Below are 16,751 nucleotides of genomic sequence, written 5' to 3'. Positions count from 1 at the left end.
ATGTCTTTCGTGAAATAAGGTTCCCGTCAATACGGCAAAAGAAGGGCGGATCGATACAAGGCTATCGGGGCGGCAGTTTTTCCATGAGATCTTCCATATGGATCGGGAATTTGCGCACGCGCACGCCGGTCGCCGCAAAGATTGCATTGGCGATCGCCGGTCCCGCGCCGCATATGCCGAGTTCGCCGATGCCCTTGGAGCCGAGCGGGTTCGAATTCGCGTCGAAACCCTCGATCATGTGGATGTCGAGGCGCGGCACGTCGCGGTTGACCGGGATATGGTACTCGGCCAGGTCCCTATTCATGAACGCGCCGTAGCGATCGTCCATCAGGCTTTCTTCCATTAATGCAGCGCCAATGCCGAAGACCATGCCGCCCATCAATTGCGAGCGCGCGGTCTTCTCGTTGAGGATTCGCCCGGCATCGAACACGCCCGTCAGGCGACGCAGGCGGATTTCGCCCGTCACGGCGTCGACCGCCACCTCGGCGAATTGCGCCCCGTAGGAATATTGCGCCATGTTCTCATGCGCCTTGCCGGGACTGGCGCTGCCCTTGGCCGAAATCGCCTTGCCGTCGTCCAGCGCGGAGATCGGCAGCGAACGCTCATCGAGCGACAGCATATCGTCGGTGATCCGCAAAGCTTTGCTGTTCACCCCTTTCCAGTCGCGATCCGCCTTCGCGGCGCGCGACAAAAGGTCGGCCTTCAGGTTTTCGGCAGCGTCCAGCACGGCCGTTCCCGTCGAGCCTGCGCCGAACGACCCGCCCGAACCGCAGGTCTCGGGAAAGTCGGTGTCGCCGAGTTCCACCGTCACCTTGTCCGGAGCAATGCCCATGGCTTCAGCCGCGATCTGGGTCAGGATCGTGTAAGTCCCGGTGCCGATGTCGGTCATATCGAGGCGAACCACGAGCCTGCCGTCTGGCGCCAGCTCCATCGCGGCCTCGGCTTTCATCATCATGTTGGGACGGATCGCCGCCGCCATGCCGTGTCCGATCAGCCAGTCGCCTTCGCGCCGGGAAGCGGGACCGTTCCAGCCGAACCGCTCCGCGCCTTCCAGAAGGCATCGACGCATCTTGCGATCCGAGAAGGGCTTGCCGGAGTTCGGGTCTTTTTCCGGTTCGTTGCGCAGGCGGAACTCGACCGGATCGACGCCGCATTCATGCGCGAGTTCGTCGATGATCGCCTCGAAGGTCAGCGTGCCGATCGCCTCGCCCGGCGCGCGCATGGCGTCGACCTTGGGAATGTCGGCTTCGACCACACGATGTTGCGTGTGCATCGCCTTGGTCGCGTAGCTGCCGCGCGTCGGCGATGCGGGAGCCTCGGCGAACGGATAGTCGCGCGACATGGCGGCGAGCGAATCGTGATGGATGGCGACGATGTTGCCGTGATCGTCTGCGCCGACCTTCAGGCGCTGGCGATGACGCGAGCGGTGCGGTCCGTTCGAGAACACGTTGCGCCTGTGCTGATTCACCCGGACGGGCTGGCCCGTCACCTTGGCCGCAAGCGCCGCCAGAATGGCTTCGTTGTGGATTCCCAGCTTGGAGCCGAAACCGCCGCCGATATAGGGCGAGACGATCCGGACACTCTCGGGATCGATATCGAACGTATTGGCGAAGCCCTTGCGCGCGTCCGACAGAATCTGGATCGCCATATGGACGGTCAGCCTGTCGCCATCCCATTCGGCCACCGTCGCATGCGGCTCCATCGCCGCCGCGTGCTGGCCGGATGTGTGGAATTCGGCTTCGACCGTGTGGGACGCACCCGCCCATGCGGCATCGAAATCGCCTGTATCGGTGTCCACTTCTTCGGCACCGTCGAGCGCGTCAGGCTTCTCGGCCAGTTTTTCGTTGGCAACGGGATCGAAGATTGCGTCCCCATCCGCCTTGATCTCGAACCTGACCAGCGATGCCGCGTGGCGCGCCTCTTCGAGCGTCCGGGCAACGACGAGCGCCACGGGATAGCCGACATAGCGGACGTGATCGGTGCGCATCATCGCATGGGATTGCGCGAAATTGCCGTCGTCGTTGCGCTCGCCGAATGGAATCTGCTTGGGCGTATTGAGATGCGTCAAAACGAGTTCGACACCCGGCGCAGCCTCCGCTTCTTTCGTGTCGAGTGCGGTGATCGTGCCCTTGGCGGCCGGCGATTCGACGATGAAGCCAATCAGATGCGGCTCGTCTCCGCGCCAGTCCGCGGCATAGGTCGCCTGTCCCGTCACCTTGAGCGGACCCTCGACGCGGTCGAGCGGCTGGCCGATTAATCCCTTGGGGTGCTCGCTCATGCCGCATTCTCCTGTTTGGCCGTCATTTCGCCAAAGCTGGCGATGATCAGCCGGCGCATCAGCGGAATCTTGAAATCATTGTGGCCGTAGCCCCGAGCCTCCGCGAGTTCGGCGTCAGCAGCCTTGGCGAACAGTTCGGGCGAGGGTGCCTTGCCCTCCAGAATCTCTTCGGCCCGTGCGGCGCGCCACGGCTTGTGTGCAACGCCACCAAGCGCGATGCGAACATTCATGAAGTTCCCTTCGAGCAGATCGAATGCGACGCCGATCGAGACGACGGCGAACGCATAGGACGACCGGTCGCGCACTTTTCGATAGAGCTGGTGTTCCGCTGCCTTGGGCAGGACGACATGGGTGATCAGCTCGCCGTGGCGCAACTGATGGTCGATATGCGGCGTGTCGCCGGGCAGGCGGTGCAGGGCGTCCGCTGGCAAGGTGCGCCCGCTTCCCTCGCCGAGCGCCGTTTCGACATGCGCACCGAGCGCCACCATCGCGACCGCCATGTCGGAGGGATGGACGGCGATGCATTGCTCGCTTGCGCCGAGGATCGCGTGGAATCGATTCAACCCGCCGACCGCGTCACAGCCCGAACCCGGCTCGCGCTTGTTGCAGGCGCGCTGCGTGTCGTAGAAATACTGACAGCGCGTACGCTGGAGGAAATTTCCGCCGGTCGTCGCGCGATTGCGTAATTGCATCGTCGCGCCGGACAGGAGAGCCGTCGACAAAAGCGGATAGCGCTCGCGGATAATGGGGTCGCCGGCGAGTGCGCTGTTGGTCACCGCCGCGCCGATCCGCACGCCGTCGCCCGTCTCTTCGATGGCCTCGTGCGGCAGGCGCGACACGTCGACAAGCGCATCGGGCTGCTCGATCTCATGCTTCATCAGATCGATCAGATTGGTGCCGCCACCGAGATAACGCGCGCCCTGGCCGCGCGCGGACGTGACCGCCGCCTTGTCGTCGGCGGCGCGGGAATAGTTGAACGGTTTCATGCGCGCGCCTCCGCGACTTCGAGAATGGCATCGATGATGTTGTTGTAGGCTCCGCAGCGGCACAGATTGCCGGACATGCGCTCGCGGATTTCCTCGTCGGCAAGTTCCACGCGTTCTTTCGTTACGACGCTCGGCTCGCCGCGCTCCAGTTCCTCCAGAAGGGCGGTCGCGGAACATATCTGTCCCGGTGTGCAATAGCCGCATTGAAACGCGTCGTGTCTGACGAAGGCGGCCTGCAGGGGAGAAAGCCCGTCATCGCTCGCCATGCCCTCGATCGTGGTCACCTCGTCGCCATCATGGCTGACCGCGAGCGACAGGCAGGAATTGATGCGACGTCCGTTGACGATCACCGTGCAGGCGCCGCACTGGCCGTGGTCGCACCCCTTTTTCGAGCCGGTCAGACCGAGATTTTCGCGCAGGAGATCGAGCAGGCTCACGCGCGGGTCGACGTTCGTCTCGTGCGCCTTGCCGTTGATCGTCAGTTGAAGGGGATACATTCGGTGCTGACCTTTTTGGCTTCGCGCGTCACGACGCGTGTGGCTGGTGAGAACAGGTGCGGCGCGGACAGGATAGAGGCTCGTCTGCCGTTTCGTTGGCCAAGGCGGGAAATCGGGAAAATCGCCTTGTTCCTCTTTGCCGTCGTGCCCGATTGACACGCGCCGCACCTGCTTCATCAACCTAACCGGCGACAGGTGCAGCAAGTTCCCGCAAAAAATAAGCGCGCTCAGAAATGGTGCGATGCGGTAGTGTCTTGCGGCAGTGCGTCTTGCTGGAATTTTTCGCAGGTCGCCGAAAATGGCGGCACGTTTCCCAGCGTCATGTTTTCCAATGGCTTGCAGGCACGTCAAAGCGGCGCAGGCAGTTTTGCATGGCTGCCATGCAATTTATTGCATTGCACAATCGAGGCCGAATTTCTATGTTCGGATTGTCAACGGCCAACCTCCTCCCTGGCCCGAGACAAGACTGCGGTGCACCTCCTCCCGCACCGCACGAAATCTGGCCCGTCGGATCTCCTCCCCCGACGGGCCTTTTCTTTTCCACCACCGCCAAGCTTCGTCCGGGCTTTCCCTCAAGCCTCAAGCCCGGTATCAACGGCGCGATTGGTAAGAAAATAACGTGCGGGCCACCCGAAACGGCCATTCGTTTCGCAAGCCCCGGCGACGAGGAGACACGCATGCCCCCCTATCGGTCGAGAACCACCACGCATGGCCGCAACATGGCCGGCGCACGCGGCCTTTGGCGCGCCACCGGGATGAAGGACGGTGATTTCGGCAAGCCCATCATCGCCGTGGTCAATTCGTTCACGCAGTTCGTGCCGGGACATGTGCATCTGAAGGATCTCGGCCAGCTCGTCGCGCGCGAGATCGAGGCGTCCGGCGGCGTCGCCAAGGAATTCAACACGATCGCCGTCGATGACGGCATCGCGATGGGCCATGACGGCATGCTCTATTCGCTGCCCTCCCGCGAGATCATCGCCGATTCGGTCGAGTATATGGTCAATGCGCATTGCGCGGACGCCATGGTCTGCATTTCCAACTGCGACAAGATCACGCCCGGCATGCTGATGGCGTCGCTGCGCCTCAACATCCCGACGATCTTCGTGTCCGGCGGCCCGATGGAGGCCGGTAAGGTCGTGCTGTCCGACGGCAAGACGCACGCGCTCGACCTCGTCGACGCGATGGTCGCGGCCGCCGACGAGACCATGTCGGACGAAGACGTGCAGGTGATCGAGCGCTCGGCCTGCCCGACCTGCGGTTCCTGTTCGGGCATGTTCACCGCAAATTCGATGAACTGCCTGACGGAAGCGCTGGGCCTGTCGCTGCCGGGCAACGGGTCGACGCTCGCCACGCATGCCGACCGCAAGCGCCTCTTCCTGGAAGCCGGCCAGCGCATCGTCGGTCTGGCAAAACGCTACTACGAACAGGACGACGAAACGGCATTGCCCCGCAATATCGCGTCGAAGCGCGCATTCGAAAACGCGATGGCGCTCGACATCGCGATGGGTGGGTCGACCAATACGGTCCTTCACATCCTTGCCGCCGCCTATGAAGGCGAGATCGATTTCACGCTCGACGATATCGACCGGCTTTCGCGCAAAGTGCCGTGCCTGTCCAAGGTCGCTCCGGCCAAGTCCGACGTGCACATGGAAGACGTTCACCGTGCCGGCGGCATCATGGCCATCCTGGGCGAACTCGACCGCGGCGGCCTCATCCATCGCGATCTGCCGACAGTACACGAAAAGACGCTGGGCGACGCCATCGACCGCTGGGACATCGCCGTCACCGACAATCCGGCCGCGCTCGAACTCTTTTCCGCCGCACCGGGCGGCATCCCCACGCAGGTTGCCTTCAGTCAGGCGGCGCGCTGGAAGGAACTCGATCTCGACCGTGAAAACGGTGTCATCCGAGACGTGCAGCACCCGTTCTCCAAGGATGGCGGGCTTGCGGTTCTCAGCGGAAACATCGCGCTGGACGGCTGCATCGTGAAGACGGCGGGCGTCGACGAATCGATCCTGAAATTCACCGGCCCCGCCAAGGTGTTCGAAAGCCAGGATGCCGCCGTGAAGGGCATTCTCGGCAACGAGGTCGAGGCCGGCGACGTGGTGGTGATCCGCTACGAGGGACCTAAAGGCGGGCCGGGCATGCAGGAAATGCTCTATCCGACCAGCTATCTGAAGTCGAAGGGCCTCGGGAAAGCCTGCGCGCTTTTGACCGATGGGCGGTTTTCCGGCGGCACGTCGGGACTTTCCATCGGCCACGTCTCGCCGGAGGCGGCGAATGGCGGCACGATCGGCCTCGTCAAGGACGGCGATTCGATCGAGATCGACATTCCGGGCCGCACGATCAGACTCGCGGTCGACGACGACGAACTTGCGCGCCGCCGCGCCGAACAGGACAAGGCCGGCTGGAAGCCATCTTCTCCCCGCAAGCGCAACGTCACGACGGCGCTGAAAGCCTACGCCGCGTTCGCGACCAGCGCCGACAAGGGCGCCGTGCGCATGCTGCCGGAATAGACCGGGTCAGGCGGGGTCGCCGAAGCGGCCCCGCGTCAGGCCGGCGGCAAGCGCCTGTTCCTCGCGCTCGTCGGGAAGCGCCTCGTCCGGTTCCTGATAGGCGTTGTCGTCGTCTTCCTCGAGCGATTCCAGTGGCCGGCCGCCATCGGCCGCTTCCAGAGTCTCGATAGGTACTTCGTCATTGCCGTTCGCCGGCGTCAGCCCGTCCGGCAGCGCGGTCGGCGCGCCGATCGCATCTGTGGCGGCGACGAGAAGGCTGCGCGCTTCATCGAGAATGGACGCGCGATCCTCGCCGACATTCGCGCCTATCGGCACATAGATGCGGATTTCCGCGCCGTCCTCGTCGCTGAGCGTGACTTCGGCCGCACCGCTGTCGTTGGCAGCGCGTGAGACGCGGATATCGTCGATCTTCATGAACAATCTCCTTGATGCCCAACAGAACGTCCCGGCTAGTTGGCCGGTTCCTGCGGCGTCTCGCTTTCCGGCGGCAATTGCGGAACCGGCTGCGGGTCGGCGGTCATCTCGCCGCCCGGCCCGCCGCTCTGGACATCCGGGACGGGCGTGTCGTCCGTACTGAACAGGAAGATCGCGAGCGCGACCGCGACGATGATCGCGACGATCATCAGCGAGCGGCGTTCGAGGCCGCGCCGTGGCGGGGGTTTGGGGCTGTCGTTCATGATGGCCTCCATCGGCTTCGATGAAGAGCAACCGTTTCAGCCGTGTCGAAGTTCCGGGGTTCAGCCGACGAAAGCGCGCTCGACGACGAAATCGGCGGGCTTGGCGTTGGAGCCTTCTTCCAGCCCGTGCGTCTCGATCAGCGCCTTCACATCGTTCAGCATCGCCATCGAGCCGCAGATCATGACGCGGTCGATTTCCGGGTCGAAGGGCGCGCAGCCGACCATGCGGAACAGTTCGCCATTTTCGATCAGCGTCGTGATGCGGCCCATGTGAGCCGAAGGCTCGCGCGTCGTCGTCGCGATGTATTTCACGCGTCCGGCCGTCAATTCGCCGATCAGCGGGTCGGCGTGCAGCGAAGCGATCAGGTGATTGCCATAGGCAAGATCGGCCGCGTCGCGGCAGGTATTTGTGACGACGACCTCGTCGAATTTCTCATAGGTTTCCGGGTCGCGCAAAAGGCTCGCCCATGGCGCGAAGCCGGTTCCGGTCGCGACCAGCCACAGCCGCTTGCCGGGCTTCAGCGCATCGAGCACCAGCGTACCGGTCGACTTTTGCTTCATCAGAACGGTATCGCCGGGCTGGATCTTCTGCAGATGCTGCGTCAGCGGTCCGTCCGGCACCTTGATCGAATAGAACTCGACTTCCTCATCCCAGGCGGGGCTGGCAATGGAATAGGCGCGGAAGACGGGTTTTTGCGCATTGGGCAGACCGATCATCACGAACTCGCCCGAGCGAAAGCGGAACGCGGCGGGCCGTGTGATCCGGAAGGAAAACAAATTGTCGGTATAGTGCGTGACCGAGACGACCGTTTCGGCGTAGGTGTTGGCCGGCACGGGAAATTCGGGAGCGTCACTCTTCGTGGCGGCAAGCGCGGCGGACTGCATGGCTATCCTTGGATGCGGTTTGAAACGGCGCCCGTCGGCTTCGCGTGATACGCGTGGCGGGCGCGGACAGTTGCCCTTGAGATAGCATCGACGCCCCATTGGTGCAATGCGGCGTCGGGGAACGCTTTGGCGCCGATCCCGCCAGCCGCGACGTCTATATTTCGCGTCGCGGCCGGTTCGTGGAATGGAGCGGTGTCAGGCCCGGAACTTCGCCACGATGGCGTCGCCCATGTCGCTCGTCGAGACGGTCTGCACCCCTTCGGACGCGATGTCCTTCGTGCGGATGCCGTCGTCAAGCACGGCGGAAATGGCCGCTTCGAGACGGTCGGCCTCGGCCACCATATTGAACGAATAACGCAGGCACATCGCGAAGGACGCGATCATGGCGATCGGGTTGGCGATGCCCTGTCCGGCGATGTCGGGTGCGGAGCCGTGGACCGGCTCGTAGAGCGCTTTGCGGCTGCCGGTCCTGGCATCCGGCGCGCCGAGTGAAGCGGACGGGAGCATGCCGAGCGAGCCGGTGAGCATGGCGGCGACGTCCGAGAGCATGTCGCCGAAGAGGTTGTCGGTAACGATCACGTCGAACTGCTTGGGCCAGCGCACCAACTGCATCCCGCCGGCATCTGCCAGCATGTGGGTCAGCTTCACGTCGGCATATTTCGCCTTGTGGGTGGCCGTGACGACCTCGTTCCACAACACGCCCGACTTCATGACGTTGCGCTTTTCCATCGAGCAGACTTCGCCCCGACGCGTGCGTGCGAGTTCGAAGGCGACGCCTGAAATGCGCTCGATCTCGAACGTGTCGTAGATTTGCGTATCGATACCGCGCTTCTGGCCGTTGCCCAGATCGATGATCTCCTTCGGCTCGCCGAAATAGACGCCGCCGGTCAGTTCGCGGACGATGAGGATGTCGAGGCCCTCGACGACGTCCGGCTTGAGCGACGAAGAATGCGCGAGCGCGGGATAGCAGATCGCCGGGCGCAGATTGGCGAAAAGCTGCATATCCTTGCGCAGGCGCAACAGACCTGCCTCGGGGCGCACCTCATAGGGAACGCTGTCCCATTTGGGACCGCCGACCGCGCCGAACAGAACCGCGTCGGCCGCCATGGCCTTTTCCATGTCGCCTTCGGAGATCGATGCCCCATGCGCATCGTAGGCGCAGCCGCCGACCAGACCTTCCTCTGTTTCGAAGCCGGCATTCGTTTCCTCGTTCATGACCGCGATCAGCTTGCGCACCTCGGCCATGGCCTCCGGGCCGATGCCGTCGCCGGGGAGAAGAAGAAGCTTGCGCGATGCCATGAGGGACCTCCGGTCGATTGTGTCGCGCGGGGTGATCCCTGCGACAGTTTCTGTCGGCTCCGCTGATATTGCGCTCGGGGCCTCGCGTCCAGTCTTTCGAGGCGATCAGGCCGGATTTGGCGATAGTCCAGAGGCCATGCTGCGACTGTCGATGCGATCCAGAAAGGCTCCGATCGCCTCGCGCCCGCCAAGGCGCACGATGCTGAAATGGTTGGCGTCGGGGAAAATCTCGACGCTGGCGAATGTCGGGTTGGCGGCCGCCAGCGCACGGGCGAAGGAGGGCGGCGTCACCGCATCCTGCCCGCCCGCCAGAAGCAGGATCGGCGCACGGATTTCGGGAATGCGGGCAAGATTGTCGAGCCGCGTGCGCACAAGGAAGCTCGGAACCGGACCGGCCTGCTGGCGCACGGCCGCGAGGAAATTGCTGATCGGGGCTTCGAGGACGACGCCGAGCGTATCGGTGAGCGATGCGGCGTTCGCGGCAAAACCCGAGCCCATGGAATAGCCATAAAGGATCGTGCCGCTGCCGGCGAGGCCGTCGTCGCGCAGCTTTGCCAGAAGCGCGAGGACGTCGCGATGCATGTCGATCTCCCGAGGCACGCCCGGATTGCCGCCGAAGCCGCGATAGCCGACGAGAAGGAGGCCGAAACCGTCCGCCACGCGCTCCATGAGATGCGCGGGCTTGCGCACGATGTCGCCGTCACGGCCGGCGAAATAGACGATGACGGGTCGTCCGGCCTGCGGCGCGACGTACCATGAGCGCACCGTCAATCCGTCATGCGTCGTCTGGTCGAGCGGGAGCATCTCGCGCTCTTTGCCGAAATCGAGAATGGAAAAGGCCAGCCTGTCGCGAAACAGGACATGATCGGGCACGATCGCCAGCATCAATACCGCCGCGATTGCAAGACCGCCGATGGCCGCTGCGATCGCGGCGAGCACGCCCCACGAGCCCCGGCCGTTCTGTCTTGCGGGGCGGCGCAGGTGGCGGGATGTCTTCCTGGCTGGCGTCATCGATCCCTTGAGGCCATGGCCTTGATCAAGCCATGCCCTATGCGGTCGGTTCCATCACGCAAGATGTCGGCGCGTTCAGGCGCTGGCAGTCTGGGCGTCATGCTCGCGATGATAGGCGACGACCCGCTCGACTTCTTCCGCATCGCCGAGCACCACGCCGACGCGCTGGTGAAGTGCGGTCGCGTCGACATCCATGATGCGTGTGCGACCGTCAAAGGCCGCGCCGCCCGCCTGCTCGATCAGGAACGCCATCGGGTTCGCCTCGTACATCAGGCGCAGTTTGCCCGGCATGTCCGGTTTGCGGGCGTCCCACGGATACATGAAGATGCCGCCGCGTTTCAAAATGCGGTGCACGTCGGCGACCATCGAGGCGGTCCAGCGCATGTTGAAATTCTTTCCACGCGCACCGTCCTTGCCGGCGAGGCACTCGTCGACATAGCGGCGAACGGGCGGCGCCCAGTGGCGGTAGTTCGACATGTTGATGGCGAACTCGGCATAGTTCTTCGGGATCGTGATGTTGGCCTGCGTCATGCGCCAGGAGCCCATGTCGCGGTCGAGCGCGAATTCGTAGACGCCGGTGCCTACGGTCAGGACGAGCAACGTCTGCGGCCCGTAGATCGCATAGCCGGCTGCGACCTGCGTCGCGCCTTTCTGCATGAAGTCGTTCGCGTCGATCTCGCGGCTCTCGGCACCGGCCGGGGCCTTCAGCACGGAGAAGATCGTGCCGACCGAAATGTCGACGTCGATATTGGACGAGCCGTCGATCGGATCGAACAGGAGCAGGTATTCGCCGCGCGGGAACCGGTTCGGCGTCGGATAGATCGCTTCCATTTCCTCGGATGCCATGGCGGCAAGGTGACCGCCCCACTCATTGGCCTCCAGAAGGATTTCGTTGGCGATCACGTCGAGCTTCTTCTGGACCTCGCCCTGCACATTCTCGCTGCCAAGATCGCCGAGCATTCCGCCGAGCGCGCCCTTGTTGACCGAATGGCTGATCGCCTTGCAGGCGCGTGCGACGATCTCGATCAGGAGGCGCAACTGGCCGGGAAGCGCATTCTGCTCGCGCTGCTGTTCGACGAGAAATCGGGTCAGGGTCTTGTTCGTCACGGGCGATCCTCAAGGTTTGGAAGCGTTCGGGACGGTTTAGCCGTTTTTTGTGTCAGGACAAGCAGACCGACATCACTCGTCGCCGATCGCCTCGTTCTTCGCGGCGACGATCTCGTCCGGCCAGTCGGCCTGCGGCGGCCATGTCTCGTCGACGCCCTGCTGCGCGAAATAGAGTTTTCGACCGGTCGGATCGACGGCCATGAAACTGTCGGAAGCGCCGCAGGCATGGGGAACGCAGCCATTGGCCACATATATGCCGGTGTCGTCCAACGGCCCGAGACCGCCGGAAACGAGAAGACCCGTCGTCACCTGCTGAAGCTGCTCGCCGAGGAGCTCTTGCGCGAATTCATAGATTTCCGCGTTGCGGAAAACGTCGGTCGGATAGTTCACCGCGGCGGGGTCGAAATCCGCCCAGCCTGTGCCGGGCTCGGGCGCATATTCGATCCTGGCGATCGCCTGCATCCCTTCGTAAGTCGTCCACCGGCGGACCACGCCGTCCGCCCCCGGCATCAGATAGGGCACGAAAAAGATCGCGTCCTGCGTGACGGCGGGCGGCGGTGCGCCGCAATCGTCGGGCGACGCGGCGGTCTTGAGTTCGTCGCCGTCGCGCCAGACCATGAGGCTGACCGTGCCGCACATATTGCCGCCTGGACCGGTCTGGAAGATCGCAACCTCGATATCGCCGAGTTTCACGTTGCGATCGTGCAGGATCACATAGGCCCGCGCGATCTCCTCGCCATCGGCCGTCAGGATTTTTTCGTAATCATCCGTCTCGGTGATCGAGAAAGTGGCGCCAGCGAATTCGACGGTCTGCTCATCCTGCGCGCTCGCCGATGCCGTCAGTGCGAGAACGCCGGCGAGGACCGAAATCGTGCGTCGCATTGCCGGCATCTCCACTCATGCCCAGGGGCGGGACTCGGCGTAGCTCTTTTCGAACCCGTCGATGGCCACGCCCTTTTCCATGGTCAGGCCGATATCGTCGAGGCCGTTCAAGAGACAGTGGCGCTTGAACGCGTCGAGGTCGAACTTGACGACGCCGCCGTCCGGTCCATGGATTTCCAGCGCTTCCAGATCGATCGTCAACGTTGCGTTGGCTCCTCGCTCGGCGTCGTCCATCAGCTTGTCGAGGTCGTCCTGGCTGACGGTGATCGGCAGGATGCCGTTCTTGAAGCAATTGTTGTAGAAGATGTCGGCGAAGGATGTCGAGATCACGCAGCGAATGCCGAAATCGAGCAGCGCCCAGGGCGCGTGCTCGCGGCTCGATCCGCAGCCGAAATTGTCGCCGGCGACAAGAATCTGCGCCTTGCGATAGGCCGGTTTGTTGAGAACGAAATCCGGGTTCTCCGAGCCGTCCTCGTTGAAGCGCATCTCGGCGAAAAGGCCCTTGGCAAGCCCCGTGCGCTTGATCGTCTTCAGATAATCCTTCGGAATGATCATGTCGGTGTCGACATTGACGATGGGCAGGGGGGCGGCGACGCCCGTCAGCTTCGTGAACTTTTCCATCTTACCGAAGTCCGTTTTCGTTTCGAATGTTGCGTTTCGTTTACACAAAGCGCGCGGCAAAGGCAAAGCCCGCCTATTCAGATCAGCGCGTTCTGAGCGATGAGGCGTGCGCGGACGCTGGCCACGCTGTTGCGGTGGTCGGCATCGACATGATCGGCAGCGGCGACGCCGGCGGCCTGCCCGGTTGCGAAGGCCGTTCCCATCACCCGGATCGACCCGTAGGCATTCGGGTCAGCGCCGATGACCCGGCCGCCGTACCACAGATTGTCCAGGCCCTTCGCGCGGATGGAATCGTAGGGCACATGGCAGTAACCAGCCCCGCCGATCGAGGTGTAGCTCGGCTTGCCGGCCTCGCCGTGAAGCTCGATCGGCCATGCCGCGCGCGCGATGCCGTCGTCGCGAAGTCTGCCCGTCACAACGTCCTCGCCCGTCATTTCGTATCGCGCGGCGGGGTGGCGCGTTTCGCGCACGCCGATCTGCGGGCCGGTCGCCACGAGATAGGCGCGCTCGAAGCCCGGCATTTCGCGCCTCAGCATGGCGACATACGAGTTGGCGCGGGCACGCGCTTCCATCTCGGCGGCGGTGAAGCTTTCCGACGTCAGGTCGGCCAAGGCGACGTCGACCGTCATCCACCACATGTCGTGCGACAGGGGCAGGCGAATGATGATGCCGCCATCGGTGCGCTGGATCGGATGGTCGCCGACCAGATTGTAGCGCGCGATCGCCGCCTGTAGCGCCTTGCGGTCGATTTCCAGATCGGGCGCGATGCCGCCGACGCGGATCGGCATCGTCAGCGCCTGCAACTTGCCGTCCGCATCGCCGGTGCGAAACGGAATGCCGGCGAGCATGGCAAGGTTCGCGTCGCCCGAGGCGTCGACGAAAGCTTCGGCGACGACGCGCGTGCGTCCCCCCATGCCGGCAAGCGTGACCGCTTCGAGGCGGTCGGCCGTGCGCGCCACGGCGGCGACGCGGGTATGCAGCTTCACGTCGATGCCGTGGCGGCGCACCAGATTGTCGAGCGCGAATTTGAGCACTTCGCCGTCCAGAAGCACGATCCAGTTGCCGGTGGTTTCCGAACGGAACGCCTCGCCGTCGAGGCCGTGAGCACGCAGCTCCGTGACGACCTCCTCGCCGACGCCGCCGACGGCCTTCACCGGCTCGCGGCCTTGCTGGTAGAGGCCGCAATAGGCGTAGACCTGGGATGTCGTCACCGCGCCGCCCAGAAAGCCGTATTTCTCGACGAGGCAGACCTTGGCCCCGGCCTTGGCTGCGCCGATGGCCGCCGCGACACCGGCAGCGCCACCGCCACAGACCACGACGTCGTAATCGGCTTCCACTCTCTTGGCGCCGAGATGCGGCGTCGTGATGACCCTGTCGAGGCCGATCAGGGGGGTTGCCCGGCGGCACCGGCTCGACGGCGAAGACGTCGACGCCCGCACCGCGCAGCCTGCCCTCGCGGATCGCCTCGGCGACGTCCTCCTCGACCATGACGCCGCCGCGCGCGGCGTTGACAAGGATCGCGTCCGGCTTCATCAGCGCAAGCGTCTCCCGGTTGATCAGATTGCGGGTCGAGGCATTGAACTCGCAGTTCAGCGTGACGACGTCCGACGCCCGCAAAAGCTCGTCCAAAGGCGCGAAGCGGACGCCGGCCGCGCGCTCCTCGTCGGCGCTCAGCTTCGTGCGCTTGGTGTAGAGGATCGTGCAGCCGAAGCCGCCGAGCAGTCGCGCAAGCGCCTTGCCGATATAGCCCATGCCGACGATGCCGACCGTGCGGCCGGAAAGCCGCATCGAGGTCGGCGAGAGTTCGCCCTTGCGCCATTCGCCCTCGAGAATGCCGACATGGCCGCGCACGATATTGCGGTTGAGCGCGAGGATCAGGCCAAGCGTGGTCTCGGCGACCGCCACCGCGTTCGACCCGGTCGTGCGCAGGACGCGGACGCGGTGCCGCCTTGCGGCGTCGAGATCGATATTGTCGTAGCCGACGCCCCATTTGTGGATCGCGCGCAGCCCCTCGACCGCCATCATGTCTTCCGTGACGGCGACGTCCCCGGTGATGCCGAAGGCGGCTCCCGAAAGCGCGGCGACCTGTTCTGCCGGATTGCGCGAGCCGGGCGTGGCGATATCCCATCCCTCGGGCAGATAGGGGCGGATGCGGTCCAGCCTGTCAGGCGCCGACGGATCGGGCATCACCACGCGCATCATGTCATCTCCAGATCTTCAAATGTGAAATCGCACGCCGGGACGGGCGAGCCCGCCGCCTTGCGCCATGACCGTGCCGTCGGCCCGCCAGCAGGCCGCGCCGGTCATCATGCCGTCGTCGGCGAACCCGATGGCGTTCATGCCGCCGCCAACGGTCCTGGCGAGTTGAACGTCGTAGCCTTTGCCGGTCAGCGCCGCCTCCATGGGGGCATAGGCCGGTTCGAGTTCGACGTGGTGGCCCTCGGTCCAAAGGCGCGGCGCCTCGACCGCCTGTTGCAGGCTCATCCCGTGGTCGATGATGTTGACGATGGCCTGAAGGGCGGAGGGAAATATGCGAACGGCACCCGGCAGGCCGAGCGCGAAGGACGGCTTGCCGTCTTTCAGCGCGATCATCGGCGCCATCGATGTCGGCACCCTTTTTCCCGGCACGATCGACATCGCCTTGCCGGGACGCGGGTCGTAATTGAACATGTAATTGTTGGGGATGATGCCGGTTTCCGGCACCATGATCCGCGCGCCGAACAGGCCGTTGATCGTGTGGGTCGCCGAAACGATGTTGCCGTCGCGGTCGGCGACGGTGACATGGGTCGTGTCGCGGCTTTCCCGATCGAGGGCGAGCGGCACGGACGATATCTTTCCGATCCGCTCCAGGCACAGGCGCGCGTAGTCCTTGGACGTGTAGCGCTCGACCGGCACGTCGACGAAGTCCGGATCGCCGGACGCGGCGCGCCGGTCCTCGAAGCCGATGCGGATCACCTCTGCGAGCAGTTCGAGGCTCTCGGCGCTGCCGAAGACCATCGCCCTTACGTCGAAATTCTCCAGAATGTTCAGCATCTGGGTGACGTGAACGCCAGAGGAAGCGGGCGGCGGCGGGCCGGCGATCGTGTAGCCGCGATAGGTACCGAACACCGCCTGGCGCTCGACGGCGCGATAGGCTCGCAGATCATCGAGCGTCAGGACGCTGGCACCGGGGCCATCTCTTTGCAGCCACTCGATCAGCGACATGCCAAGAGCGCCGCCATGCAGCGCCGCCGCACCTTGCGACTGCACCAGTCGAAGGCTTTCGGCATAAGCGCCCATCACCATGCGGCTGCCGGGTGCCGCCGGCGCGCCGCCGGGCAGCATCATGCGGGCCATTTCCGGGTCGGCGGTGAGGTCCGCGTGATGCTCGTGGATCGTGCCGTTGAGGTAGTGACTGACGGTGAAGCCGCGTGCGGCCGCGCGGATCGCCGGCTCGACGACATCGGCGAACGGCAGTTTGCCGTATTTCTCCTGCATCAGGCACCAGCCGCGCAGATTTCCGGGCACCGCGACCGCCGAGGGACCGACGAGATTCCGGCGATCCTGCGTATCCATGTATTGACCGGGCAGGTCCGAGACGGGCGTGAACATCGCGGCGTCCATCGCGGAGCCTGCGGTCGACAGCGCATCGACCACCACATGCCGTCCATCGGCCAGCCGGATATGCGATATGCCGCCACCGGCGATGCCCACCATCATCGGCTCGACCACGGTGAGCGTCAGGAGCGACGCCACGGTGGCGTCGATCGCGTTGCCGCCGATCGCCAGCATCTCGTTTCCGGCCGCCGAGCCGAGCGGGGCGTTCGTCACCACGACGCCGAGGGCGCCGGACGCCGGCTTCTTTTCGCAAGTGAACGGCAAGTCCTGGAGGGTCAAAAATTTTCTCCCGTCATCCGGCATGTCGCCTGACGGGAGTGTCGATAGCGGGCCGGCGGGCTGATCGCAACCTTCGCGGCCATCGCCGTTCGCTTCGTGCCGGCCGCGTTGACTTC

General features: G+C 64.3%; 14 protein-coding genes and 1 pseudogene. 1 reads left to right on the top strand and 14 read right to left on the bottom strand.

Annotated features, from left to right (window positions below; all coding sequences use genetic code 11):
- Positions 1 to 61: 61 nt before the first annotated feature.
- Genes GTW25_RS09110 through GTW25_RS09100 form a run of 3 tightly spaced genes read right to left on the bottom strand, consistent with a single transcriptional unit; the run spans position 62 to position 3,920 of the window.
- Positions 62 to 2,278 (bottom strand): xanthine dehydrogenase family protein molybdopterin-binding subunit, encoded by a 2,217-nt coding sequence (locus GTW25_RS09110; protein ID WP_252911733.1) that lies wholly within the window; start codon positions 2,276 to 2,278, stop codon positions 62 to 64.
- Complete coding sequence (locus GTW25_RS09105; protein ID WP_252911732.1) at positions 2,275 to 3,264, bottom strand: FAD binding domain-containing protein; 990 nt, start codon at positions 3,262 to 3,264, stop codon at positions 2,275 to 2,277. The genes GTW25_RS09110 and GTW25_RS09105 overlap by 4 nt, the downstream gene beginning before the upstream one ends.
- Positions 3,261 to 3,920 (bottom strand): (2Fe-2S)-binding protein, encoded by a 660-nt coding sequence (locus tag GTW25_RS09100; protein WP_372493123.1) that lies wholly within the window; start codon positions 3,918 to 3,920, stop codon positions 3,261 to 3,263. The genes GTW25_RS09105 and GTW25_RS09100 overlap by 4 nt, the downstream gene beginning before the upstream one ends.
- Positions 3,921 to 4,438: 518 nt before the next feature.
- Here GTW25_RS09100 and ilvD point away from each other — a divergent pair.
- Positions 4,439 to 6,277, top strand: coding sequence for a dihydroxy-acid dehydratase (ilvD, locus tag GTW25_RS09095; protein ID WP_252911730.1), 1,839 nt, complete (start codon positions 4,439 to 4,441; stop codon positions 6,275 to 6,277).
- Between the two features lie 6 nt (positions 6,278 to 6,283).
- Here ilvD and GTW25_RS09090 read toward each other — a convergent pair whose 3' ends face one another.
- The 11 genes and pseudogenes from GTW25_RS09090 to ggt form a co-directional block, all read right to left on the bottom strand.
- Positions 6,284 to 6,691: a hypothetical protein gene (locus tag GTW25_RS09090; protein WP_252911729.1), complete on the bottom strand. Its 408-nt coding sequence runs from the start codon at positions 6,689 to 6,691 to the stop codon at positions 6,284 to 6,286.
- A gap of 35 nt (positions 6,692 to 6,726) precedes the next feature.
- Positions 6,727 to 6,954 carry a hypothetical protein gene (locus tag GTW25_RS09085; RefSeq protein WP_252911728.1) on the bottom strand — a complete coding sequence of 76 codons (228 nt, stop codon included), beginning with the start codon at positions 6,952 to 6,954 and terminating at the stop codon, positions 6,727 to 6,729.
- 60 nt (positions 6,955 to 7,014) lie between these two features.
- On the bottom strand, positions 7,015 to 7,839 hold the full coding sequence (locus GTW25_RS09080; protein WP_252911727.1) for a ferredoxin--NADP reductase: 825 nt from the start codon (positions 7,837 to 7,839) through the stop codon (positions 7,015 to 7,017).
- A 195-nt stretch (positions 7,840 to 8,034) separates the two neighbouring features.
- Positions 8,035 to 9,138: a 3-isopropylmalate dehydrogenase gene (gene leuB, locus GTW25_RS09075; protein WP_252911726.1), complete on the bottom strand. Its 1,104-nt coding sequence runs from the start codon at positions 9,136 to 9,138 to the stop codon at positions 8,035 to 8,037.
- 105 nt (positions 9,139 to 9,243) lie between these two features.
- Positions 9,244 to 10,149: an alpha/beta hydrolase family protein gene (locus GTW25_RS09070; protein ID WP_252911725.1), complete on the bottom strand. Its 906-nt coding sequence runs from the start codon at positions 10,147 to 10,149 to the stop codon at positions 9,244 to 9,246.
- A 75-nt stretch (positions 10,150 to 10,224) separates the two neighbouring features.
- Positions 10,225 to 11,256 (bottom strand): class 1 fructose-bisphosphatase, encoded by a 1,032-nt coding sequence (locus GTW25_RS09065; protein ID WP_252911724.1) that lies wholly within the window; start codon positions 11,254 to 11,256, stop codon positions 10,225 to 10,227.
- A gap of 72 nt (positions 11,257 to 11,328) precedes the next feature.
- The gene (locus tag GTW25_RS09060; RefSeq protein WP_252911723.1) at positions 11,329 to 12,138 is read right to left on the bottom strand and encodes an Ivy family c-type lysozyme inhibitor; all 810 of its coding nucleotides are present in this window, start codon (positions 12,136 to 12,138) and stop codon (positions 11,329 to 11,331) included.
- Between the two features lie 15 nt (positions 12,139 to 12,153).
- Positions 12,154 to 12,759: a 3-isopropylmalate dehydratase small subunit gene (leuD, locus tag GTW25_RS09055; RefSeq protein ID WP_252911722.1), complete on the bottom strand. Its 606-nt coding sequence runs from the start codon at positions 12,757 to 12,759 to the stop codon at positions 12,154 to 12,156.
- A 77-nt stretch (positions 12,760 to 12,836) separates the two neighbouring features.
- Positions 12,837 to 14,198, bottom strand: coding sequence for an FAD-dependent oxidoreductase (locus GTW25_RS09050; RefSeq protein WP_252911721.1), 1,362 nt, complete (start codon positions 14,196 to 14,198; stop codon positions 12,837 to 12,839).
- Positions 14,199 to 14,208: 10 nt separating this feature from the next.
- A pseudogene (locus GTW25_RS20675) lies at positions 14,209 to 14,946 on the bottom strand (NAD(P)-dependent oxidoreductase); the annotation flags it as partial.
- 30 nt (positions 14,947 to 14,976) lie between these two features.
- Positions 14,977 to 16,635: a gamma-glutamyltransferase gene (gene ggt / locus GTW25_RS09040; protein ID WP_372493104.1), complete on the bottom strand. Its 1,659-nt coding sequence runs from the start codon at positions 16,633 to 16,635 to the stop codon at positions 14,977 to 14,979.
- Positions 16,636 to 16,751 lie beyond the last annotated feature (116 nt).

The sequence above is a fragment of the Aliihoeflea aestuarii genome, from assembly GCF_024105665.1.
Classification (GTDB): Bacteria; Pseudomonadota; Alphaproteobacteria; order Rhizobiales; family Rhizobiaceae; genus Aliihoeflea; species Aliihoeflea aestuarii.
The sequence above is the reverse complement of the archived record's forward strand: the minus strand, read 5'-3'. Positions and strand labels throughout refer to the sequence as shown.